At 60.4% G+C, this 23,142-nt stretch carries 23 protein-coding genes; 12 read left to right on the top strand and 11 right to left on the bottom strand.

All coding sequences use genetic code 11. The annotated features are described in order from the left end of the window. Positions 1–127 precede the first annotated feature (127 nt). Positions 128–1,309 carry a CaiB/BaiF CoA transferase family protein gene (locus KGB28_RS17260; protein WP_223446595.1) on the top strand — a complete coding sequence of 394 codons (1,182 nt, stop codon included), beginning with the start codon at positions 128–130 and terminating at the stop codon, positions 1,307–1,309. A 120-nt stretch (positions 1,310–1,429) separates the two neighbouring features. Here KGB28_RS17260 and KGB28_RS17255 read toward each other — a convergent pair whose 3' ends face one another. Continuing rightward, positions 1,430–1,924, bottom strand: a complete 495-nt coding sequence (locus KGB28_RS17255) for a SprT family zinc-dependent metalloprotease (protein ID WP_048394212.1) — start codon at positions 1,922–1,924, stop codon at positions 1,430–1,432. A gap of 157 nt (positions 1,925–2,081) precedes the next feature. Continuing rightward, on the bottom strand, positions 2,082–2,684 hold the full coding sequence (locus KGB28_RS17250; RefSeq protein ID WP_056728028.1) for a Yip1 family protein: 603 nt from the start codon (positions 2,682–2,684) through the stop codon (positions 2,082–2,084). Positions 2,685–2,961: 277 nt separating this feature from the next. On the opposite strand from KGB28_RS17250, the gene ttcA reads away from it, so the two are divergent. Then, a complete protein-coding gene (gene ttcA, locus KGB28_RS17245) occupies positions 2,962–3,786 on the top strand; it encodes a tRNA 2-thiocytidine(32) synthetase TtcA (RefSeq protein ID WP_008051493.1) in 825 nt (274 codons plus the stop codon). Positions 3,787–3,909: 123 nt separating this feature from the next. Continuing rightward, on the top strand, positions 3,910–4,584 hold the full coding sequence (locus tag KGB28_RS17240; protein WP_223446593.1) for a DNA-3-methyladenine glycosylase I: 675 nt from the start codon (positions 3,910–3,912) through the stop codon (positions 4,582–4,584). Between the two features lie 118 nt (positions 4,585–4,702). Here KGB28_RS17240 and KGB28_RS17235 read toward each other — a convergent pair whose 3' ends face one another. Genes KGB28_RS17235 through arsC form a run of 3 tightly spaced genes read right to left on the bottom strand, consistent with a single transcriptional unit; the run spans position 4,703 to position 6,076 of the window. After that, positions 4,703–5,128: a DUF2069 domain-containing protein gene (locus KGB28_RS17235; protein ID WP_223446591.1), complete on the bottom strand. Its 426-nt coding sequence runs from the start codon at positions 5,126–5,128 to the stop codon at positions 4,703–4,705. 1 nt (position 5,129) lies between these two features. Next, on the bottom strand, positions 5,130–5,726 hold the full coding sequence (gene wrbA, locus KGB28_RS17230) for an NAD(P)H:quinone oxidoreductase (RefSeq protein ID WP_223446589.1): 597 nt from the start codon (positions 5,724–5,726) through the stop codon (positions 5,130–5,132). Further along, positions 5,723–6,076 carry an arsenate reductase (glutaredoxin) gene (gene arsC, locus KGB28_RS17225; RefSeq protein WP_223446587.1) on the bottom strand — a complete coding sequence of 118 codons (354 nt, stop codon included), beginning with the start codon at positions 6,074–6,076 and terminating at the stop codon, positions 5,723–5,725. Before arsC ends, wrbA begins: the two co-directional genes overlap by 4 nt. A gap of 114 nt (positions 6,077–6,190) precedes the next feature. Here arsC and KGB28_RS17220 point away from each other — a divergent pair, with 114 nt between their 5' ends. After that, entirely contained in the window at positions 6,191–6,658 is a 468-nt protein-coding gene (locus KGB28_RS17220; protein WP_223446585.1) for a TlpA disulfide reductase family protein, read from the top strand. A 62-nt stretch (positions 6,659–6,720) separates the two neighbouring features. On the opposite strand, the gene KGB28_RS17215 is transcribed toward KGB28_RS17220, so the two are convergent. The 4 genes from KGB28_RS17215 to KGB28_RS17200 all read right to left on the bottom strand — a co-directional run bounded on the left by KGB28_RS17215 (position 6,721) and on the right by KGB28_RS17200 (position 11,478). Further along, positions 6,721–7,125, bottom strand: a complete 405-nt coding sequence (locus tag KGB28_RS17215; protein WP_223446583.1) for an META domain-containing protein — start codon at positions 7,123–7,125, stop codon at positions 6,721–6,723. Then, positions 7,125–7,559, bottom strand: coding sequence for a hypothetical protein (locus KGB28_RS17210; protein ID WP_007988765.1), 435 nt, complete (start codon positions 7,557–7,559; stop codon positions 7,125–7,127). The genes KGB28_RS17215 and KGB28_RS17210 overlap by 1 nt, the downstream gene beginning before the upstream one ends. Before the next feature lie 77 nt (positions 7,560–7,636). Continuing rightward, the gene (locus KGB28_RS17205; protein ID WP_223446581.1) at positions 7,637–8,629 is read right to left on the bottom strand and encodes a 2-hydroxyacid dehydrogenase; all 993 of its coding nucleotides are present in this window, start codon (positions 8,627–8,629) and stop codon (positions 7,637–7,639) included. 95 nt (positions 8,630–8,724) lie between these two features. Then, complete coding sequence (locus tag KGB28_RS17200) at positions 8,725–11,478, bottom strand: response regulator (protein WP_223446579.1); 2,754 nt, start codon at positions 11,476–11,478, stop codon at positions 8,725–8,727. A gap of 215 nt (positions 11,479–11,693) precedes the next feature. Between KGB28_RS17200 and KGB28_RS17195 the strand changes: the two genes are divergently transcribed. The 8 genes from KGB28_RS17195 to KGB28_RS17160 all read left to right on the top strand — a co-directional run bounded on the left by KGB28_RS17195 (position 11,694) and on the right by KGB28_RS17160 (position 21,321). Further along, positions 11,694–12,413 (top strand): response regulator transcription factor, encoded by a 720-nt coding sequence (locus KGB28_RS17195; protein ID WP_150726125.1) that lies wholly within the window; start codon positions 11,694–11,696, stop codon positions 12,411–12,413. Continuing rightward, a complete protein-coding gene (locus KGB28_RS17190) occupies positions 12,403–13,824 on the top strand; it encodes a sensor histidine kinase (RefSeq protein WP_223446577.1) in 1,422 nt (473 codons plus the stop codon). The genes KGB28_RS17195 and KGB28_RS17190 overlap by 11 nt, the downstream gene beginning before the upstream one ends. Before the next feature lie 168 nt (positions 13,825–13,992). Further along, positions 13,993–14,895 carry a cysteine synthase CysM gene (gene cysM, locus KGB28_RS17185; protein ID WP_046043004.1) on the top strand — a complete coding sequence of 301 codons (903 nt, stop codon included), beginning with the start codon at positions 13,993–13,995 and terminating at the stop codon, positions 14,893–14,895. Further along, positions 14,895–16,247, top strand: coding sequence for a 23S rRNA (uracil(1939)-C(5))-methyltransferase RlmD (gene rlmD, locus KGB28_RS17180; protein ID WP_223446575.1), 1,353 nt, complete (start codon positions 14,895–14,897; stop codon positions 16,245–16,247). The genes cysM and rlmD overlap by 1 nt, the downstream gene beginning before the upstream one ends. A gap of 122 nt (positions 16,248–16,369) precedes the next feature. Continuing rightward, positions 16,370–18,613 carry a GTP diphosphokinase gene (gene relA, locus KGB28_RS17175; RefSeq protein ID WP_223446574.1) on the top strand — a complete coding sequence of 748 codons (2,244 nt, stop codon included), beginning with the start codon at positions 16,370–16,372 and terminating at the stop codon, positions 18,611–18,613. A gap of 134 nt (positions 18,614–18,747) precedes the next feature. After that, the gene (gene mazG / locus KGB28_RS17170) at positions 18,748–19,581 is read left to right on the top strand and encodes a nucleoside triphosphate pyrophosphohydrolase (RefSeq protein WP_150754052.1); all 834 of its coding nucleotides are present in this window, start codon (positions 18,748–18,750) and stop codon (positions 19,579–19,581) included. Positions 19,582–19,609: 28 nt separating this feature from the next. Further along, entirely contained in the window at positions 19,610–20,152 is a 543-nt protein-coding gene (locus KGB28_RS17165) for a DUF2058 domain-containing protein (protein ID WP_150754051.1), read from the top strand. A gap of 221 nt (positions 20,153–20,373) precedes the next feature. Continuing rightward, entirely contained in the window at positions 20,374–21,321 is a 948-nt protein-coding gene (locus KGB28_RS17160; RefSeq protein WP_150754050.1) for a hypothetical protein, read from the top strand. Positions 21,322–21,388: 67 nt separating this feature from the next. Here the strand turns inward: KGB28_RS17160 and KGB28_RS17155 are convergent, their stop codons facing one another. Together KGB28_RS17155 and fabB are read right to left on the bottom strand one after the other, a co-directional pair. Beyond that, entirely contained in the window at positions 21,389–21,577 is a 189-nt protein-coding gene (locus KGB28_RS17155; protein WP_150754049.1) for a hypothetical protein, read from the bottom strand. A gap of 333 nt (positions 21,578–21,910) precedes the next feature. Further along, positions 21,911–23,131, bottom strand: coding sequence for a beta-ketoacyl-ACP synthase I (gene fabB / locus KGB28_RS17150; protein ID WP_046042997.1), 1,221 nt, complete (start codon positions 23,129–23,131; stop codon positions 21,911–21,913). Between the last annotated feature and the right edge of the window lie 11 nt (positions 23,132–23,142).

The following is a 23,142-nucleotide window of genomic DNA, read 5'->3' as shown; positions in this document are numbered from 1 at the left end:
AACCCGCTTCGGCGGGTTTTTTCATGCCCGGCGATTGAGCGTAACGGTCACTGCACGTGGCGTATAAGGTGATTGCTGCAAAGCGATCGGCTGCCTAGGCTGTGGGCATCGTCAAGGGAGAACGCTCATGCTCGGTCCACTGGCATCACTCAAGGTTCTGGATTTCTCGACACTGCTGCCGGGGCCGTTCGCCTCGTTGCTGCTGGCGGACATGGGCGCCGAGGTGCTGCGCATCGAATCACCGACGCGCATGGATCTGCTGCGGGTATTGCCGCCCCACGATCAAGGCGTGTCAGCCAGTCATGCCTACCTCAACCGCAACAAGCGCAGCCTGGCCCTGGACCTCAAGCAACCTGAGGCGCTGGAGGTGATCAGGTCGTTGCTGCAGGATTACGACATCGTGCTCGAGCAGTTCCGCCCGGGTGTCATGGAACGTCTGGGCCTGGGTTACGAAGCCCTGAAGGCGATCAATCCGAAACTGATATATGTGTCGATCACCGGCTACGGCCAGACCGGCCCCTACAAGGACCGCGCCGGCCATGACATCAACTACCTGGCCCTGTCCGGGCTGGCGAGTTACACCGGCCGAACCGACAGTGGGCCGCTGCCGTTGGGCATGCAAGTGGCGGATGTCGCCGGCGGTTCGCTGCACGGGGTGATTGGCTTGCTGGCGGCGGTCATTGCACGGCAGCAAACCGGGCAGGGCCAGCACCTGGATGTGAGCATGACCGACTGTGCGTTCAGCCTGAATGCGATGGCGGGTGCCGGGTATCTGGCCTGTGGCGTCGAGCCGGGGCCGGAAAACCAGGTGCTCAACGGCGGCAGCTTCTACGATTACTACCGCTCCCGGGATGGGCGCTGGCTGTCGGTGGGCAGCCTTGAGCCGGCCTTCATGAAACAGTTGTGTACGGCGTTGGGGCTGGAGGAATTGGCCGGCCTCGGCCTGTCACCGCAACCGGCGCATCAGAAACAGCTTAAAGACGCGCTGAGGGTCGAATTCGAAAAGCATGACTTCGTCGATTTGCGCGCGCTGTTCGCCGAACTGGATGCTTGTGTCGAGCCGGTGTTGAGTCTGGGAGAAGCGCTGTGTCATCCGCAGTTGCAGGCGCGGGAATTGGTGACCGACGTGCCCCGTGGCGATGGCTCGTCCCAGGCACAGATGGCGTGCCCGCTGAAATTTTCGCAAGGTTTGCCTGAGCCTCGGCATATTGGCGTGGCGCTGGGGCAGCATACGGATCAGGTGTTGGGGGAGTTGGGGTTCAGCATCGAGCGGATCGAGCAGTTGCGACGATCCAAGGTGATTCTCTAGTGCCTGTCAGGCCGCCATCGCGAGCAAGCTCGCTCCCACAGGGGATCAGTGGCGCGACACAAACTCAATGTGGGAGCGAGCTTGCTCGCGATGGCGGCAGCACATACACCGGAAATCCAGCTACTCGACCCGCATCTCCCCACTGAACACCAGGGTATTGCGACACCGCCGGCACAAATACCGCCGACCTTGCCGAACCAGGCCGTGGCGCTGCGCCGAGAACGGGAAGTCGCTGTCGGCGCACGGGCACTTGTAAATGTAGCGGGTCACGCTGCGGCGTTTGACGTCATAGGTGTGGCAGCGGTTGGGCGGCAGTTCGTACACGCCGCGCATGATCAGTTGCCACTCTTCACCATGGGGCTGGATGCGGTCGCCGAACAGCTGGTGGGCGATCAGGTGCGCGACTTCATGAGCCACGGTCTGCTTGAGGAAATCTTCGGTGTTTTCCCGGTACAACTGTGGATTGAAGCGCAGCAGGTTCTCGTGCAAATGCGCGACACCGGCTTTTTGCCCGCGCAGCTTGAGGCTCACCACGGGGCGCTTGAAAGGTCGTTTGAAAAAGGATTCGGCTTGTTGGAAACAGTCTTCGACGCGGGTATTGAGTTGCTCAGGCATGCTTGATGGATCTCCAGAGCGCTCGAGTATGCCGCAACCCTCGGACCTTGCGAATCGCCAAGTTGCCGAATGGTCGTGTGCGTTTTCGTTGCTGAAGAATGAAAAGGCCGCCTTGCGGCGGCCTTTGTCGGCAGTTCTGATTATCAGTGATGAGCGGCTAACTGGTGTAGACCGGGCCCACGCCGAGTCCCCAGACAATTACAGTGAATGCCATGATGGCGACCAGCACCACCAAGCCTACGGCGAGCACCGAACTTGAAAACAGGAAGCCCTCGTCAGATGGAATGTTCATGAACGTCGGTAAGCCCACGTACAGCAAATACACCGTGTAGCAGATGGCGGCGGTGCCGATGATCATCCCCAGCCACAAGTGCGGGTACAAGGCGGCGAGGCCGCCGATGAACAGCGGTGTAGCGGTGTAGGTGGCAAACGCAATGCAGCGGGCGAGGCTTGGGTTGGCGTCATAGGTGCGGGCCATCCAGTGGATGAACGCGCCCATTACCGCGACACCGCCGAGCATCGCCAGGTACGACATGATCGTCATCCATATCGCGCTTTCTACGGTCAGCATTACGGGAGGCCGATTGCCGATGACCCAGCCGACCTGTGTGGTGCCAATAAAGGCAGACACGGCGGGGATCGCCGCCAGGATCAGCGTATGGGTCAGGTACATGTGGCTGATGCTTTCCTCTTGGTCGCCACGGATTTCTTTCCATTCTTGGTCAGGGTGGGTGAAGAGCCCCACTACGTGATGGATCATGCCAGTCACTCCTCTTGTTTTTACCGTCGCCCCCCAGTGGAGCGCCTACGGGCCAATGTGGCCAAGTAAGTCATAGGTCTGAATTTGTATGTGACCTTATGTCGCAGTATAGGGAGGAGTTTCCCCAGAGGGAGTAGGGGCTTTAGAGCAAATCGCGCTGTAAACACAGTTGTTAATCGCCGCCGGGTCTGTAGGTGAACTGGAGATGTGGCCGCCACAAGTGCAAAGAATTTGCGTAAAATGCCGGCCTTTCGTCACACCTCACGGATTTCGCGTCATGGGCACTCTTACGGTCAACCAGAACAAACTGCAAAAGCGCCTTCGCCGACTGGCCGGTGAGGCGGTTGCCGATTTCAACATGATTGAAGATGGCGACAAGGTCATGGTCTGCCTGTCCGGTGGCAAGGACAGCTACACCATGCTCGATGTGTTGATGCACTTGCAGAAGGTCGCGCCGATCAAGTTCGAGATCGTGGCCGTGAACATGGACCAGAAGCAGCCTGGCTTCCCGGAGCACGTATTGCCGGCCTACCTGAAAGAACTGGGTATCGAGTACCACATCGTCGAGAAAGACACTTACTCGGTGGTCAAGGAACTGATTCCGGAAGGCAAGACCACCTGCTCGCTGTGCTCGCGCCTGCGTCGCGGCACGCTCTACACCTTCGCCGATGAAATCGGCGCGACCAAGATGGCCCTCGGTCACCATCGCGACGACATCGTCGAAACGTTCTTCCTGAACATGTTCTTCAACGGTTCGCTCAAGGCCATGCCACCGAAGCTGCGCGCCGACGATGGTCGCAACGTGGTGATTCGCCCACTGGCCTACTGCAACGAAAAAGACATCCAGGCCTACTCAGACTTCAAGCAATTCCCGATCATCCCGTGCAACCTCTGTGGTTCCCAGGAGAATCTGCAGCGTCAGGTGGTCAAGGAAATGCTGCTGGACTGGGAGCGTAAGACCCCGGGCCGTACCGAGAGCATTTTCCGCAGCCTGCAGAACGTGATCCCGTCGCAACTGGCGGATCGCAATCTGTTTGACTTCACCAGCCTGAAGATCGACGAAAGCGCGGCTTCGCGTTTCGTCAACGTGGTCAACCTCTGATCAAAATTGTGGGAGCGGGCTTGCTCGCGAAATCGGTGTGTCTTCAGTATTGATGTTGGCTGACACTACGTCTTCGCGAGCAAGCCCGCTCCCACAGGTTTTTCGTTTACCTCAGGAGAGGGCATGCGCGATTACAAGTGGCTCAATGAATACTGTCTGAACCGCTTCGGTTCGGCAGCTGAACTGGAAGCCCATCTGCCCGTTCCCAAAACCCCGGCGCAACTGCGCAAGATCAGCGACGATCGCTACCTCTCGATGATGGCGCTACGGGTATTCCGCGCCGGGCTCAAGCACAGCCTGGTGGATGCCAAGTGGCCGGCCTTCGAAGAAGTGTTCTTCAAGTTCGACCCGGAAAAAGTCGTGCTGATGAGCGCCGAGCACCTGGAGCGCCTGATGCAGGACACGCGGATCATCCGTCACCTGGGCAAGCTCAAGAGTGTGCCGCGCAATGCGCAGTTCATACTGGACGTGGCCCATGAAAAGGGCAGCTTCGGTGCGCTGATCTCCGATTGGCCGGTGACCGATATCGTCGGGCTCTGGACCTTCCTGAAAAAACGCGGACATCAGTTGGGCGGGCTGTCAGCCCCGCGCTTCCTGCGCATGATCGGCAAGGACACTTTTGTGCCGAGCTACGACGTGGTAGCGGCATTGAATGCGCAGGACATCATCGACAAGGTGCCGAGCAGTCTGCGCGACCTGGCGTTGGTGCAGGACGTGTTCAACCAGTGGCATGAGGAAAGTGGCGGGCGGCCGATGAGCCAGATTTCGATGATGCTGGCTTATACCGTCAATCATTGAGACCGAGTTGCCCCCTTCGCGAGCAAGTCGAATCGTCGCACCGCCGCTCCCACATTTGATCGCATTTCAATGTGGGAGCGGCGGTGCGACGATTCGACTTGCTCGCGAAGGCGTCAGATCAGGCGACGGAAATCTCACCCTCGCCAGCCAATTTACGGTCCAACTGATACCGCCAGCGCACATACAACAGCGCCGAGCAAAACACCGCCAAACTCGCGCCCATTTCCAGCAAACCGAAGATTTGCCGGTTCGGGTCATAGGCCGCCAATGCGCCCTTGATGAAATACAGGTTCACCACAAAGCACATCCACGAATGCCCGCGAGGGCTGCCGATGATCATCCCTGGTGCCAGAATCAGCAGTGGCACCAGTTCGATCAACAGGATCACCCAGGGGCGTGCCCCATGCAGGTCGGCTATCGCCAGGTAGTAAGCACACAGCAGTCCCACCAGGCCGAAAAAGCACAGCAGGCTGATGGCGCGCATCGCCTTGACGCGTGGTTCGAGCCATTCGAGGGCGGGCAGAATCTTCGGTTTCTTGGCCACCTCAGCTCTCCAGTTTCTGTGCGGTCTTGGCCAGGCGCATACCCAGCGCGCGGCACAGCGCCACTTCATGGGCATCCAGACCGCTTTTGCCATCTGCACCGGCGTGGTGGCTGGCGCCGTAAGGCGTGCCGCCGCCCTGGGTTTCCAGCAGTGCCGACTCGCTGTAGGGCAGGCCGGTGATCAGCATGCCGTGGTGCAGCAACGGCAGCATCATCGACAGCAGCGTGGTTTCCTGGCCGCCGTGCAGGCTCGCGGTGGAGGTGAATACACCCGCCGGTTTGCCCACCAGGGCGCCGGTCAGCCACAGGTTGCTGGTGCCGTCGAGGAAATACTTCAGTGGTGCCGCCATGTTGCCGAAGCGGGTCGGGCTGCCGAGTGCCAGGCCGGCGCAGTTCTTCAGGTCGTCGAGGCTGGCATAGAGCGCGCCTTCGTCGGGAATCTCCGGCGAAACGGCTTCGCACTCACTGGAAATCGCCGGCACCGTGCGCAGGCGGGCCTCAAGCCCGACCTGTTCGACGCCGCGGGCAATCTGCCGGGCCATTTCGTTGGTCGAGCCGCTGCGGCTGTAGTACAGAACCAGAATGTACGGTGCACTCATGGCAACAGTTCCAGGATCTGCTCCGGTGGGCGGCCGATGATGGCTTTGTCACCGGCCTCGAGAATAGGTCGCTCCATCAGTTTCGGGTGGGCGGCGATGGCGGCGATCAATTGCGCTTCGCTCAGGCTGCTGTCAGCCAGGTCGAGGGTCTTGTACTCGTCCTCGCCGGTGCGCAGCAATTGCCGGGCGCTGATCCCGAGTTTGCCTAGCAGGCTCTGGATCTGCGCGGCGTCCAGCGGGGTTTCCAGGTAACGGACCACGGTCGGCGTCAGGCCACGGGCTTCAAGCAGTTCGAGCGCACCGCGGGATTTCGAGCAGCGCGGGTTGTGATAAAGCGTCAGATCGGTCATGAGCGGGTCGCATCTTGCGTAAGGTGGCGGCTATTCTAACTGTGCAGCGCGCAATCCAGAACCGTGAGAGGCGATGGGTCGCAGGCGCATTCAATTTTTGACAAGGAACACGACATGACAAGGCGACTGGCAGCAGCATTGACGATCATCGGAGCGTTGATGCTGGGGGGCTGCGGTAATGACTATGGCATCGACCAGGACGGTCATAAAATCGCCTCTGACCGCCTGGACGGCAAATGGCTGGTGCTCAACTACTGGGCAGAATGGTGCGGGCCTTGCCGTACCGAGATCCCGGAATTGAACACCCTGGCCGAGCAGCTCAAGGACAAGAAAGTCGGTGTGTTCGGGGTCAACTTCGACAACGTCCAGGGGCAGGAACTGAAGAGCGCGAGCGAGAAACTGGGAATCAGGTTCACCGTGCTGGCCCAGGACCCTTCCGAACTGTTCGAGCTTCCGCGCAGCGAGGCGTTGCCGGTGACCTACATCATCGATGACAAGGGCAAGGTGCGTGAGCAGTTGATGGGTGAACAGACGGCGGCGGGTGTGATGGCCAAGCTTGAGGCGTTGCAGGCTAAAAACTGATCATTCAATTTGGCGAAGGGGTAAGCCCCTCGCCATAGTCATTCATATGGACAGAGGCAGGATCAACCCTCCTCAAGCCACCAACGCAGCGGCTTGCCTTCGGCTGGCCAGAAGCGCATCTGCTCGATCGGGGAGACGTCCCAGCTCTGGACATTTTCCAGCGCCTGAAGGAAGCGTTTTTCCTGTTCCATCAGCGCCGGCGCACACAGTTTGCGGGTGCTGCCGATTTTGCCGAAGGTCAGCTTGTGGCCTTCGAGGGTGTACGGCGCGAACCAGTGGTTGCAGCCGCCATTGCCGTAGGCCCGGCCGTCTTCGCCGAGGGTGATGGTCAGGTGGCTGTAGTCCATCAACGGCCGCTCGCCGATCCACTCCAGAATGTAGCTGCGGTTCTGTTGCAGTTGCACCGGCTCGGCGGCGCAGCCCAGCAGGCTGGCGCCGACCATAGCGGTCAGAGCGAGGCGTTTCATCACGCAGGCTCCTGGCATTTCGGGCACAGGTGTTTTTCGCCAACGGTGGTCCAGCCCAGCTCGGCAATCCGCGCGGTGGCGGCAGGCTTTTCGGCCTTGTTGCCCAGCTTGGCATCGACGGCGAACTCGAAGCTCAGCTCTTTGGCGCAGCTGTCACAGTTCACTTGCCAGGTGTGGATGGCCAGTTCACCGAACACCGGGCCACTGGCCACCGCGACCCATTGGCCGGGCGGGTTGATCAGGTGGCGAACCGTTTCGACGGTCAGGCGCATGGACAAGTCCTTGGCACCCTTGAGGGTCACGACCAGCACGTCATTGTTGCGAATCGAACCACCGTTGCCGGTGACTTGATAGCGCCCCGGCACCAGGGCGCGGCATTCGGTGAGGGTGTGTTGCGGGTTCATCAGGCTGTAGCGGAAATCGTGTTCGACCATGGGTCCTCCAAATATGCGCGATATGCTATCACGGGCTTGAACGCCGCATCGCGCAGGCAGACGACCTTCGATCCGTTTCAGTCTCCCGTCACCTGGTTTTCCGGTGTGCCCGCCGTCCAGGCTGCAATGTTGCGCAACGTGGTGGTGGCAATTGCGTCCAGCGCTTCGCGGGTCAGGAAGGCCTGGTGCGCGGTGACGATCACGTTGGGGAAGGTCAGCAGCCGTGCCAGCACATCGTCTTGCAACGGCAGGTCGGAGCGGTCCTCGAAGAACAACTGCGCCTCTTCCTCGTACACATCCAGCCCCAGGTAACCCAGGCGACCGTCTTTCAAGGCATCGATCAGCGCCGGGGTGTCCACCAGGCCGCCACGCCCGGTATTGATCAGCATCGCGCCCGGTTGCATGTGCGCCAGGGATTGGCGGTTGATCAAGTGCTTGCTCTGCTCGTTGAGCGGGCAGTGCAGGCTGATGATCTGCGATTCGGCCAGCAGCTGCGACAGGCTCAGGTAGCGCGCGCCGAGGGCTTCGACCTGCGGGTTGGGGCAGGGGTCGTAGGCCAGTAGCTTGCAGCCGAAACCGTTCATGATTTTGGCGAAGGTGGCGCCAATCTGACCGGTGCCGACCACGCCGACGGTCTTGCCTACCAGATCGAAACCGGTCAGCCCCTGCAGCCTGAAATCCCCTTCGCGGGTGCGGTTATAGGCTCGAGGCAAGCGGCGGTTGAGTGCGAGGATCAGCGCCACTGCATGTTCGGCCACCGCGTGGGGCGAATAGGCCGGGACGCGCACAATGGCCAGTCCCAGGCGTCTTGCGGTCGGCAAGTCGACATGGTTGTAACCGGCCGAGCGCAGGGCGATCAGGCGTGTACCACCGGCGGCCAGGCGTTCGAGTACCGCCGCGCCGAGGTCATCATTGATGAACGCGCAGACTGCTTCATACCCTTGGGCGAGCGCCACTGTGTCGAGGCTCAGACGCGCCGGCTGAAATTGCAGCTCGATGCCGGCCGGTTGTTCGGCAGCGAGAAAACTGTCGCGGTCGTAGTTCTGGCTGCTGAAAAGAATCGTACGCATGCGGTGCTCCTTGAAGGTGGCCTGCGCCGTTGAGCAAGCCGGCATTCGACAGTCGTCAGGTTAGCTCGCCGGCAGCCCTTCGCGATTGCGCTGCATCAAGCATTCATGCGCGCCTGGGTTGCCAGGCGATTGATTGCCCGGTCGAGCTCTTCCAGTGCCACGCCGGCTTTCGGGTCCTGTTGCTTGAGCAGGGTTTCGCTGCGTTGGCAGGCCGCACGTAATTGCGGTACGCCGCAGTAACGTGTCGCGCCATGCAGGCGATGGACCCGTTCGATCAGGGCGTTGTGGTCGTTGCTTTGCTGAGCGAGGAGGATGGCTTCGCGGTCAGCCTCCAGGGACGCCAGCAGCATCGCCAGCATGTCCGCCGCCAGATCAGCCTTGCCGGCGGCCAGGCGCAATCCTTCGTCGTGGTCGAGCACCAACAGGTCGTGGGCGCCTGCATGCCCATCGCCGGAGCGCTCCGGGCTGTGATTGCGCAGCGCCAGACCGCTCCATTTCAGCACCACCTGGGCCAATTGCCGTTCGCTGATCGGTTTGGTCAGGTAGTCGTCCATGCCACTTTGCAGCAGCGCGCGTTTTTCGTTGGCCATGGCGTGAGCGGTGAGGGCCACGATCGGTAGCGGCGTGCAATGACGTTCGCTTTCCCACTGGCGGATCGCCTCGGTGCTCTGGCGACCGTCCATGCCGGGCATCTGTACGTCCATCAATACCAGATCGAATGTCTCGTTCTGCACCGCCTTGATGGCGGCGTAACCGCTTTCCACCGCGAGCACCTTGGCGCCCATGTCTTCGAGCAGGGTCTGCACCAGCATCAGGTTGGCCGGATTGTCGTCGACGCACAGCACCTTCGGGGCACGGCTGGACACCGGTTCGCTCGGCTCGCTGCGCATCGGGCGCGGGTTGACCAGGTCAGACAGGGAGCGTCGCAGCTTGCGGGTGCAGGCCGGTTTCGCCTGGAGCTGGCTGTGGGGGTTGGGCACGGAAAGGTGGAACAGCGTCTGTTCCGTGGTCGGGCACAGCACCAGCACTTTGCAGCCAAGATGCTCGAGGTCCCAGATGTGCTGGTTGAGGCGTTCCGGCGGCATGTCGTTGCTGGTGATGCCGAGCACTGCAAGGTCGATCGCCTGATCGGTCTGGTGGGCGGCGGTGACGCCATTGGTCAGGCTTTCCAGGGTGTTGAACGGTGTGGTGCTGAGGCCGCAGTCTTCCAGTTGGTGCTGCAACGCCTGCCGGGCCAGTTCATGGTTTTCCAGCACCGCCACCCGGCGCCCGAGCAGCGGTGCAGCGGGCAGGTCTTCGGCATCGTCGCGGGTTTTCGGCAGGCTCAGGCTGATCCAGAATTCCGACCCTTCCCCCGGCGTGCTGTCGACGCCGATCTCGCCGCCCATCTGTTCGATCAAGCGTTTGGAAATCACCAGGCCCAGGCCAGTGCCGCCAGGTTGCCGCGACAGCGAGTTGTCGGCCTGGCTGAAGGCCTGGAACAGGGCGCGTACGTCCTGGTTCGACAGGCCGATGCCGGTGTCCTGAATGCTGATGCGCAGCTGCACGGTGTCTTCGTGTTCTTCTTCGAGCATGGCGCGGGCGACGACAGTGCCTTCGCGGGTGAACTTGATGGCATTGCTCACCAGGTTCGTCAGGATCTGCTTGAGCCGCAGCGGGTCGCCCACCAGTGACAGCGGCGTATCCCGATACACCAGGCTCACCAGTTCCAGCTGTTTGGCGTGGGCGGCCGGGGCGAGGATGGTCAGGGTGTCCTGGAGCAGGTCGCGCAGGTTGAACGGAATATGGTCGAGCACCAGCTTGCCGGCTTCGATTTTCGAGAAGTCGAGAATCTCGTTGATGATGCCCAGCAGGCTGTCGGCGGATTTTTCGATAGTGCCCAGGTAGTCGAGCTGGCGTGGGGTGAGCTCGCTTTTTTGCAACAGGTGGGTGAAGCCGAGAATGCCATTGAGCGGCGTGCGGATTTCGTGGCTCATGTTGGCCAGGAATTCGGACTTGATCCGGCTCGCTTCCAGGGCTTCCTTGCGCGCCAGATCCAGCTCGATGTTCTGGATTTCGATGGTTTCCAGGTTCTGGCGCACGTCCTCGGTGGCCTGGTCGATGCTGTGCTGCAATTCTTCCTGGGCATTTTGCAGGGTGCCGGCCATGCGGTTGATGCCGGAAGCCAGTTCATCCAGTTCCTGGCTGCCGAGGGGCGGCAGGCGGGTCTCCAGGTGGCCGTCCTTGAGTTGGGCCACAGCCTGCTTGATCTGGCTCAACGGCCGATTGATCGTGCGGCCCATGCGCACGGCCAGCAGTGCCGCACCCGTCAGTCCCGCAGCGATCAGCATCAGGCTGGCGAACAGGCTGCGGTAACCGCGCAACAGCATGCCGTTATGGGACAGTTCAAGCTCGACCCAGCCGAGCAGGCGGTCGGCTTCTTCGGGTATCACGTCCCCGGCCAGGTTGCGGTGTTTGCCGAATACCGGCAGCAGATAGCGGGTCGCATCGCTGCCACTGCGGCGCAGCATTTGCGTGCCACTGCCAGAGGGCGTCTGATTGAGCATGGTCGGGCCAGCGTGGGCCAGCGACGTGCGGTCGGGAGCCAGGAGGGTCACGGCCCGTACGTCGGTTTGTTCCAGGGCCTGGGTGGCGATGCGTTCGAGGAGTTCGTTGTCCTGATGGCCCATGGCTGGCGCCACCAGTGGAGCCAGCTGCTCGGCGATCATTTCGCCGCGCTGCATGAGTTGGGTTTGCAGGTCAGCCTGTTGCATCCAGGTAAAATAACCCCCCAGCACCAGCGCCATCAGGCTGGTGGGCAACAGGGTCAGCAACAGCACGCGGCCTTTGATTCCCAGTTTCTTGAGCACGCATCTCTCCTGCATCCCGCTATTTATAGGCCTGCACATGCATCCGCCATGCACCACTTGCGCAGTGTAGCGATTTGCTCGCGGGCAATCCTCGTAAAAATGGTGCCGTCATTCGTCGGCCCGGACGACTCAATGGCGATACGGACAAACGGTGGGTTGCCCCTGGCGAGGCAATCTTGAATAATCGCTCAACTGAGAATTATTTGCAGATAGCCATGACTCCCATCACTGCTGGCCTCCCTCGAATCCTGTCCATCGAAGACGACCTTGTGCTCGGAGCCTATGTTCATGAGCATCTGGACCGCAGCGGCTTCCAGGTGACCTGGTGCCAGAACGGCCAGGAAGGCCTGGACATTGCCCGCCGGCAGCCTTTCGACGTGGTGTTGATGGATATCCTGCTGCCGGGCATGGACGGCCTGGCGGTACTGACCCAGTTGCGCCAGAGCCATTCCACCCCGGTGTTGCTGATGTCGGCGCTCGGGGCCGAGGCCGATCGCATCAGCGGCTTTCGCCTGGGGGCCGATGATTATCTGCCAAAGCCCTTCAGCATGGTGGAGTTGCGGGTGCGCATCGAAGCCATTCTGCGGCGGGTGGCACTCGACCGCCGGCCCGCACCCGCAGTGCCAGCCCCGTCGATGGACTGCCTGCGTTTCGACGATGAAAGCTTCGAGGTCTTTTACGGTGAACAGGCCGGTGGCCTGACCCGCAGCGAGTATCGGTTGCTGGAGACGCTGCACCGCAGCGCCGACGAAGTACTGAGCAAAGCCTTCCTTTATCAACAGGTGCTGCAACGCGGTTACGCGGCCCATGACCGCAGCCTGGACATGCACATCAGCCAGATCCGCCGCAAGCTCAAGGCCATTGGCTACACCGATCGCGAAGTGCGTACGGTATGGGGCAAGGGTTACATCCTGAGCGCCGCCGATGAAATGTAACTTGCCGGGCAGGCATTCGCTGTTCTGGAAACTGGCCTGTCTATTGGTCGCTTTCTGTCTGCTGATGATCTGGTTGAGTTGGTCCTGGGGCCGTTACATGGAGCAGCGCAACCAGTTCCTCTCCGATGAAGCCCGCGGCACCCTGACGCGCTACGCCACCGAAGCCGAACAGGCCTGGCAGCAGCGCCAGAGCGCCGGCATCGATGACTGGCTGCAGAGCATGCATCAGCGGGAAAAAGGCTGGGTAGGTGTCATCGGCGGTGATTTGCAGTCCTTGAGCAACCAGTCGCTGACGGACAAGGAAGTCGAACGCCTGACTTTTTTACGCGGCCTCGATTGGCCGATCCACAAGAAAGGCCGGCCGTGGATGCGCATACCGTTTCCCGGTGACCCGTCCGCCGGCAGCCTGGTGATCGAGTTGCCCGAACGCTTTCTGCCTGGGCAATACCGGGTGTTCTGGCGGGTGATCACCAACGGCGTGATTCCGGGGCTGTTCACTTTGCTGCTGTGCGTCGGGCTCTACCGTTTGCTGGTGGTGCCACTCAACCACTTGCGTGAGCAGGCCAACGCCTGGCGTGCCGACCAACTGAATGTGCGCCTATCGAGCCGCACCACCAATCGTTCGGATGAACTGGGCGAGTTGGGCAGGGCGTTCGATCACATGTCCGAGCGCCTGCAAAGCACCGTGGCCTTGCAGCAGCAACTGCTGCGCGACTTGTCCCACGAGTTGCGTACACCTTTGAGCCGCCTGCGGGTGGCCAGTGAAAGCGAGCAGGGGCTGGAGCCATTGCGCGAACGCATCGGCCGTGAGGTCGATGGCATGCAGCGCCTGGTGGAAGACACGCTGCAACTGGCGTGGCTCGATACCGAGCGCACCCGATTGCCCGACGAAGCGATCCAGATCCAGGCCCTGTGGGAAATGCTCACGGAGAACGCCTGCTATGAAAGTGGCTGGCCCGAAACGCAGTTGCAATGCACGGTGGATGCATCCTGCTGGGTTCGTGGTCATCTCAACACCCTGGCCCAGGCGTTGGAAAACATCCTGCGTAATGCCATTCGTCATTCGCCGGCGGGAGGCATTGTCCAATTGGGCGGTCGTCGTGATGGCGATTTCTGGCACCTGTGGCTGGAGGATCAGGGCGGTGGAGTGGCAGAAGCTGATCTGGAGCGGATCTTCCTGCCGTTTACCCGACTGGACGGTTCGCGGCCGGGGGATGGTGGATTTGGGTTGGGCTTGAGCATCGCCCGCAACGCGGTGCAGCGTCAGGGCGGACAGCTTTGGGCGCAGAACACCGGGACCGGGTTGCGCCTGAATATGCGCTTGTTGGCGGATGATGGTGATGCTCTTGACGACGCCATCGCGAGCAGGCTCGCTCCCACATTGACCGTGTTTCAACCGCAAAATGTGTGATCACCTCAGCCCTCTGTGGGAGCGAGCCTGCTCGCGATGAGGCCCTTCCACACACCGATAAATCCGGGCTTATTCCCATAAACCATAAGCACCGCACTTTGCGTGATATGGCCTGCGAACGTTTGCCGGTATGATAGTCGCCCCCGCAGTCTGGATTGCGAATACGCCATGACCTTGCAGTACCCAACCATCGCCGATTGCGTCGGCAACACTCCGCTGGTCCGTTTGCAGCGCCTGCCCGGCGCCACCAGCAATACCCTTTTGCTCAAGCTCGAAGGGAACAACCCGGCGGGTTCGGTCAAGGACCGTCCGGCGCTGTCGATGATCACCCGCGCCGAACTGCGCGGGCAGATCCACGCCGGCGATACGCTGATCGAGGCGACCTCGGGCAACACCGGGATCGCCCTGGCCATGGCCGCTGCGATCAAGGGTTACAGGATGATCCTGATCATGCCGGACAACTCCAGCGCCGAGCGCAAGGCGGCCATGACCGCCTATGGCGCCGAGCTGATTCTGGTCAGCCAGGAACAGGGCATGGAAGGCGCCCGTGACCTCGCGCAGAAGATGGAAGCCGAAGGTCGCGGCAAGGTGCTGGATCAGTTCGCCAACGGTGACAACCCCGAGGCGCACTACACCACCACCGGTCCGGAAATCTGGCGCCAGACCCAGGGCACCATCACCCATTTCGTCAGCTCCATGGGCACCACCGGTACCATCATGGGCGTGTCGCGCTACCTCAAGGAGCAGAACGACAACGTGCAGATCATCGGCCTGCAACCGATGGAAGGCTCGGCGATCCCGGGTATCCGCCGCTGGCCTCAGGAATACCTGCCGAAGATCTACCAGGCCGACCGCGTGGACCGCATCGTCGACATGGCCCAAAGCGAAGCCGAAGACGTGACCCGTCGTCTGGCCCGCGAAGAAGGCATTTTCTGTGGCGTGTCCTCGGGCGGTGCCGTGGCGGCAATGCTGCGTCTGTCCAAAGAAGTTGAAAACGCGGTGATCGTCGCGATCATCTGCGACCGTGGCGACCGTTACCTGTCGACCGGCATTTTCGACGCGCCCAACTGATGGCCAAACATGAAAGAGGCCTGCGCTTCCAGCCCACCGGCGGCAGCAAGGCCCCGCAAGTCCCGACCGGCAAAAAGCAGCGCCTGACCATCGAGCGCCTGGCCAATGACGGTCGCGGTATCGCGTTTTTCGAAGGCCGCACCTGGTTTGTCATCGGCGCATTGGCCGGTGAAGAGATCGAGGCGCGGGTGCTCGGTGCCCACGGCAAAGTGGTCGAGGCGCGCACCGAACGGGTGTTCAAGGCCAGCGAATTACGCCGCCCGGCACCGTGCGCCCATGCCGGCCGCTGCGGCGGTTGCAGCGTGCAGCATCTGCCCCACAACGAACAGCTTGCCCTGAAACAGCGCATGCTCGCCGAGCAGTTGTCGAGGGTCGCGGGCGTCGAACCCGAAGAGTGGGCGGCGCCATTGAGCGGTGCGGAATTCGCTTACCGGCGTCGCGCCCGCGTGGCGGTGCGCTGGGACATGAAGGCGAAAAAACTCGAAGTCGGTTTCCGTGCCGCCGGCAGCCAGGACATCGTTGGCATCGATGACTGCCCGGTGCTGGTACAACCCTTGCAACCGATCATGAGCCGCTTGCCCCAGATGCTGCGGCGCTTGAGCAAACCCCAGGCACTCGGGCATGTGGAGTTGTTCAGCGGCTCGACGCTGGCCGTGTTGCTGCGGCACATGGCGCCGTTGTCCGACGCTGACCTGACGATCCTCAAGGATTTCTGCGCGTTCCATGAAGCCCAGTTGTGGCTGCATGGCGACGGCGAACCGCAACCGGTCGAGGCCGATCAGTCGTTGGGTTATCGCCTGGAACAGTGGGATCTGGAACTGGCTTACCGGCCAGGGGATTTCATCCAGGTCAACGCCGCCGTCAACGAAGCGATGGTCGCCCAGGCGCTGGACTGGTTGAAGCCGACAGCGGATGAACGTGTACTCGATCTGTTCTGCGGCCTGGGCAACTTTGCCTTGCCGCTGGCCAAGGCCGCTCGTGAAGTGGTGGCGGTCGAAGGCGTGCAGGTGATGGTCGATCGGGCGGCGGCGAATGCGGCTAGCAATAATCTGCATAACGCGAAGTTTTTTCAGGCCGATTTATCCCAGCCTTTGACGGACGCCGAATGGGCCGCCGAAGGCTTTTGTGCGGTACTCTTGGACCCACCGCGTGACGGTGCTTTCGAGGTCGTGCGCAAGCTCAAGAGCCTTGGCGCCGAACGATTGGTGTATGTGTCGTGCAACCCGGCAACGCTGGCGCGCGACACGGGCGAATTGATCAAGCAGGGCTACCGGTTAAAACGTGCCGGGATTCTCGATATGTTTCCTCAAACGGCACATGTCGAGGCCATGGCGTTATTTGAAGCGAGCTAGGATGCTCGTCTGGTCCGACTGGCCCGCCCGTGCAGCCGCGCACCCAGCCCGACGTGGGCGCACGGGCAACGAAGGTCAGCGATTTGACGCATTGAATCTGCGTCGTAGGGAAGGTAAGCAAGATGGTACAGGTGAGAGCACACCAGCCGATCAACACCGACGGCAGTATCAATCTCGAGGCTTGGCTCGATCATGCGGTCAGTGTCGATCTGGCACTGGATCGCGAAGCCTTGAAAGAGGCCTGCGAGTACGCTCGCGAGGCCGAACAACAAGCCAATGCGGCACAGAATCTGTGGTCGGAAGGTAACTCGACTTTCCGTACCGGGCTTGAGATCGCCGAGATCCTCGCCGACCTCAAACTCGACCAGGACTCTTTGGTCGCCGCGATCCTGTATCGAGGCGTGCGCGAAAATCAGATCAAGTTGCCGGCCGTCAGCCAGCGCTTCGGTCCGGTGGTGTCCAAGCTCATCGATGGCGTGCAGCGCATGGCCGCGATCAGCGATAGCCTGAGCCCGCGCAAATCCCTGGTGCTGGGCACCCAGGGTCAGGTGGAAAACCTGCGCAAGATGCTGGTGGCCATGGTCGACGACGTTCGCGTCGCCCTGATCAAGCTGGCCGAGCGTACTTGCGCAATCCGTGCGGTGAAGACCGCTGACGACGAAAAGCGCAACCGCGTGGCCCGGGAAGTCTTCGACATCTACGCGCCACTGGCCCATCGCCTGGGTATCGGTCACATCAAGTGGGAACTGGAAGACTTGTCCTTCCGTTACCTGGAACCGGACCAGTACAAGCAGATCGCCAAGCTGCTCCATGAGCGGCGACTGGATCGCGAGCGTTTCATCAGCGACGTGATGAGCCAGCTGAAAAACGAATTGCAGGCCACTGGCGTCGATGCCGACATCAGCGGCCGGGCCAAACACATCTATTCGATCTGGCGCAAAATGCAGCGCAAGGGTCTGGAGTTCAGCCAGATCTACGACGTGCGTGCCGTTCGCGTGCTGGTGCCGGAAATGCGCGATTGCTACACCGCGCTCGGCATCGTCCACACCCTGTGGCGGCACATCCCGAAAGAGTTCGACGACTACATCGCCAACCCCAAGGAAAACGGCTATCGCTCGCTGCACACGGCGGTGATCGGGCCCGAGGGCAAGGTGCTGGAAGTGCAGATCCGCACCCACGCGATGCACGAAGAAGCCGAGCTCGGCGTGTGCGCGCACTGGCGCTACAAGGGCACTGACGTCAAGTCCGGTTCCAATCACTACGAAGAGAAAATCTCCTGGCTGCGTCAGGTGCTCGAATGGCACGAAGAGCTGGGCGACATCGGTGGCCTGGCGGAGCAGCTGCGGGTCGATATCGAGCCGGACCGGGTCTACATCTTCACCCCGGACGGTCACGCCATCGACTTGCCGAAGGGCGCGACCCCGCTGGACTTCGCCTACCGCGTCCACACCGAAATCGGTCACAACTGCCGTGGCGCCAAGATCAACGGGCGCATCGTACCGCTCAACTACAGCCTGCAAACCGGTGAACAGGTCGAGATCATCACCAGCAAGCACGGCACCCCGAGCCGCGACTGGCTGAACCCGAACCTGGGTTATGTCACCACGTCGCGGGCACGGGCGAAGATCGTTCACTGGTTCAAGCTGCAGGCTCGCGACCAGAACGTCGCGGCCGGTAAAACCCTGCTTGAGCGCGAGCTCAATCGCCTCGGTCTGCCGGCGGTGGATTTCGACAAGCTGGCCGACAAGGCCAACATGAAAACCGCCGAAGACCTGTTTGCCGCCCTCGGCGCCGGGGACTTGCGCCTGGCGCAACTGGTCAACCTGGCGCAGCAACTGGTCGAACCGGAGCGTGGCAACGAACAGCTTGAACTCATACCGCGCAAGGCCACCGGCTACAAACCGGGCAAGCGCGGCGATATCCAGATCCAGGGCGTCGGCAACCTGATGACCCAGATGGCCGGCTGCTGCCAACCATTGCCGGGTGATGCCATCGTCGGTTACATCACCGTGGGGCGCGGCGTGAGCATTCACCGCCAGGACTGCGCGTCGGTGCTGCAACTGAGCGGGCGCGAGCCGGAGCGAATCATCCAGGTCAGCTGGGGCCCGGTGCCGGTACTCACCTATCCGGTGGACATCGTCATCCGCGCCTACGACCGTTCCGGGTTGCTGCGTGACGTCTCGCAGGTGCTGCTCAACGAGCGGATCAACGTGCTGGCGGTCAACACCCGCTCGAACAAAGAGGACAACACCGCGTTGATGTCCCTGACCATCGAGATTCCGGGGCTGGATGCATTGGGGCGGTTGCTGGGGCGGATTTCCCAGTTGCCGAACATCATCGAAACCCGGCGTAACCGGACGCCTTGATGGCATGTTTAGCGTCGATCCACTGTGGGAGCGAGCTTGCTCGCGATGACGGCTCAACATTCAGCACATGTGTTGTCTGACAGTCTGCTATCGCGAGCAAGCTCGCTCCCACAGGTTCTCGCAGAGTTTGATAAATGTATTCACTTGAAGATTTATTGCACCTGATGAACCGCCTGCGCGACCCGCAGTACGGCTGCCCGTGGGACATCAGGCAAACCTACGCCACTATCGTCCCGCACACCCTTGAAGAAGCCTACGAAGTCGCCGATGCCATTGAGCGAGGGGACTTTGATCATCTGCAGGGTGAACTGGGCGATCTGCTGTTCCAGGTGGTGTATTACAGCCAACTGGCCCGGGAAGAAGGGCGCTTCGAGTTCGCCGGCGTGGTCGACAGCATCACCCGCAAGCTGATCCGTCGTCATCCCCACGTGTTCCCTACGGGCGATCTCTATGCGCCGCTGGATGTCCCGCGCCTGAGTGAAGAGCAGGTCAAGCAGCGTTGGGAGGAGATCAAGGCCGAGGAACGCGCGGAGAAATCTTCAGCGCCCGAACAGTTGTCGTTGCTTGATGACGTCCCTGCTGCATTACCGGCGCTGTCACGTTCGGCCAAGTTGCAAAAGCGCGCAGGGCAGGTCGGTTTCGACTGGCCGGACGCCTTGCCGGTGCTCGACAAAGTGCGTGAAGAGCTCGATGAAGTCCTCGAAGCCATGTCGGAAAATGATCCCGAAGCCGTGGCCGACGAGATCGGTGACCTGCTGTTTTCCGTGGTCAATCTGGCGCGTCATCTCAAGGTTGATCCGGAAACCGCACTGCGTGGCGCCAACGGCAAGTTTGAAAGACGCTTTCGTTTTATCGAACAGGCATTGCGCGACACCCGCCGTCCCATGGAAGATTGCACCCTCGAAGAGTTGGACGCCTTGTGGGGCGAAGCCAAACGTCAGGAAAAGAATTTGCCCAGCTGCGGTTGAGCAGTGGCCTAAGTGAGTAATAAGCACCATGAGCATTTCCCTTCGCGACCAGTTGCTCAAAGCAGGGCTGGTCAACCAGAAGCAGGCCAAGCAGGTCAGCAAAGACAAGCAGAAACAGCAGCGCCTGGCCCACAAAGGCCAGATCGAGCTGGATGACTCCCAGCAGCGCGCGGCACAGGAAGCCATGGCCGAGAAGGTCAAGCGCGACCAGGAACTCAACCGTCAGCAGCAGGAAAAGGCTGAGGCCAAGGCCCGTGCCGCACAGGTCAAGCAATTGATCGAAGTCTCGCGCCTGCCGAAATTGACGACCGAGGATTACTACAACTTCGTCGACGACAAGAAGGTCAAGCGCATCTGCGTCAACACCCTGATGCGCAACAAGCTCAGCAGCGGTTCGCTGGCCATCGTGCATCACGCTGGCGGCTACGAAGTGATTCCGCGCGAGGCGGCGCTGAAGATTCAGGAGCGCGACCCGCAACGCATCGTGCAGCTGAATGTGCAGACCGAAGAAGTCAGTACCGAGGACGATCCGTACGCCGCCTATAAGATTCCTGATGATCTGATGTGGTAATCGATCCGCTGGCTTTACATGTTTGCTAGTACATTGCTGGATTAATCAATTGAACCCGAAAGATCGTATCGATACGATCTTTCGGGTTTTCTTTTGTCAAAATCATTCTCATCTTGAATGAGCGGTTAAATACCTTTCTGGTGTGCTGTTGTTCGTTTTGAGTGTATTTATTGTTGAAGGAAAATTAATGGAATGAATTTTAATGGATAAGGATATCTTTAATGCTGGTAAGTATCGCTTCGTTGCGCCAACCCACTTTCACGTCGCCGTTATCACAGCCGCGACAGCCCGATCAAACCATTCACGATTACTTGGACGATGAGCTGGCCGTGCGTGCTGAGCTTGTACGCCGAAAAATAAAGATCGCTGCAAAGGCCGCCCGTGAGGATCATGGCGGGTCCGCTTGTGTGTTCTTTACCCTGCCTGAGTTTTTCTGGAACATTCCCTGGCACGAAGTCCGCAGTGTGGAGGAACTCCACGAGTTGAACTCTGCCTATTTGCAAAAGGTCCCCGAGTGTGTGGCGTTGTTGATGAGTGATCTGCCAATGGAGCAGTACGGCAAGATCGTATTGCTGGCGGGAAGTTGTGCGACGCTTATCAAAGTGGGAGAGGGGGAGTCGAGTTATTACGACGTCATTAATTATTTGCTGACGGTGACCAATAAGGAATATGAAGTTGATGTGCCGCTGAAGTCGATGTGGCCGAAGCGCCATGTGTCACGAATCGATTTCGGAAGGCACGTAGGGGATGAAGGTGAGTACTGGTTTTTTAAGTTGTTTGATGAGGTTGTAATAAAAGTTAAAAAGGTCAGTAGTGTGCGGGCCGAGCACAGTTACTTTGGTGGTTACGAAGGAACGTTTATCAACAGTCTGGTTCCGGGCTGCCCATTCGGCATCAACTTGTGCCTCGATTATGCGGTGTTGAAAGACGGTGAGCGGGACAAGGAAATTGAACTGGCGGGGGCGAAAATCGATTTTCTGATTGCCTGTGGCATGAGCTTCGATTACGGCAAGCGTCATCCATCGTCGGTTCAGTATTCGATCCGCAATGACGGCATGGACGATGGTGAGTGCGAGGTGGTGAAACTTGAGCTGGGCCGGATCGTCGGAGTTGTCCCTTCGATGGTGATCGACGACTCCCTTTATCTAGCGGCCATTCAGATTGCCTGAGTCGAGTGATCCGGTCGCAGCCTGCTCGTGCGGGAAGGGGCAGGCTGCACGGTGGTGGAATCTGTCTTCAACCGGTTGCGAGCTCGCGTTTGCGCTCGAGCATTTCCAGTTCGGCCCTGTAGTTTTGCGCGTCGGTCTCGCAATGGAACATCCCGACCAACAGGTCTTGTTGATGCACGTCCCAGATGCGGATACCGGCGGCTACACCCTCGTGGGATTTATGTGAATCGTCGCGTTCAGTTACTTTTACAGTCATCTGCTAGCTCCAATCTCTGTTATCTGCAGCAAGGCATGTGCAGGCCTCTTTTATAGGGTTTGGTAGTTTGCTAAGTAAATGACTGAGTTTGGTAAGGGTTTTTTGCAAAAACGGCAACAGTGCTGCAGCCCGCGGAATTCGCGACATTCAGTCGCAGGGCTTTTGGTTTCATGACAAAAGCTTCATGTTGGAAGCACCGAAAATCCGGTGTAAAGCACAAAAACCTGTGGGAGCAAGCTCGCTCCCACAGGTTCTGTGACCATTTTCAGACGCACAAAAAAAACGCCCCGAACCAGTCGGGGCGTTTTCATGTGCGGCGTTATGGCGGGGGTATTACTTACCCTGCCAGCGCTTCAGTACCAGGGTGGCGTTGGTGCCACCGAAACCGAAGCTGTTGCTCATCACGGTGTTGATGGTGGCGTTTTCGCGGGTCTTGGTCAGCACCGGCAGGTCGGCCACTTCAGGGTCCAGCTCGTCGATGTTGGCGGAACCGGCAATGAAGTTGCCTTCCATCATCAGCATGCAGTAGATCGCTTCGTGAACGCCGGCGGCGCCCAGGGAGTGACCCGACAGGCTCTTGGTGGAGCTGATGGCCGGAGCCTTGTCGCCGAACACTTCACGCACACCTTTCATTTCCGCGACGTCGCCGACCGGGGTCGAGGTGCCGTGGGTGTTCAGGTAGTCGATCGGGGTGTCGACGGTGGAGAGCGCCTGCTGCATGCAGCGGATCGCGCCTTCGCCGCTCGGGGCGACCATGTCGTAGCCGTCGGAGGTCGCGCCGTAGCCGACGATTTCCGCGTAGATCTTGGCACCGCGGGCCAGAGCGTGTTCCAGCTCTTCAACCACGACCATGCCGCCACCGCCGGCGATGACGAAACCGTCACGGTCGGCGTCGTAGGCACGGGAGGCCTTTTCCGGAGTGTCGTTGCGCTTGCTGGACAGGGCGCCCATGGCGTCGAACAGGAACGACTGGCTCCAGTGCTCTTCTTCACCGCCGCCGGCGAAGACGATGTCCTGCTTGCCCATCTGGATCTGTTCCATGGCGGTACCGATGCAGTGAGCACTGGTGGCACAGGCAGAAGCGATGGAGTAGTTCAGGCCCTTGATCTTGAACGGAGTGGCCAGGCAAGCGGAAACGGTGCTGCTCATGGTCCGCGTTACGCGGTATGGGCCGACGCGCTTGACGCCTTTCTCGCGCAGGATGTCCAGCGCTTCCATCTGGTTCAGGGTCGATGCGCCACCGGAACCGGCGATCAGGCCGGTACGCGGGTTTGACACCTGCTCTTCGGTCAGGCCGGAGTCGGTGATGGCGTCTTTCATGGCCAGGTAGGCATAAGCTGCGGCGTGGCCGACGAAGCGATAGATCTTGCGATCGATCAGTTCTTCAAGGTTGAGGTCAATGGAGCCGGAAACCTGGCTACGCAGACCCATTTCGGCATATTCCGGGTTGAACCGGATGCCAGGGCGGCTTGCACGCAGGTTAGCGGAGACGGTCTCTTTGTCATTGCCCAGGCAAGAAACGATGCCCAGACCAGTGATAACGACGCGGCGCATGCGGATAACCC

The sequence above is a fragment of the Pseudomonas sp. BF-R-19 genome (assembly GCF_019956445.1).
Classification (GTDB): Bacteria; Pseudomonadota; Gammaproteobacteria; order Pseudomonadales; family Pseudomonadaceae; genus Aquipseudomonas; species Aquipseudomonas fluorescens_BH.
This window is presented reverse-complemented; position numbering and strand designations above follow the sequence as displayed.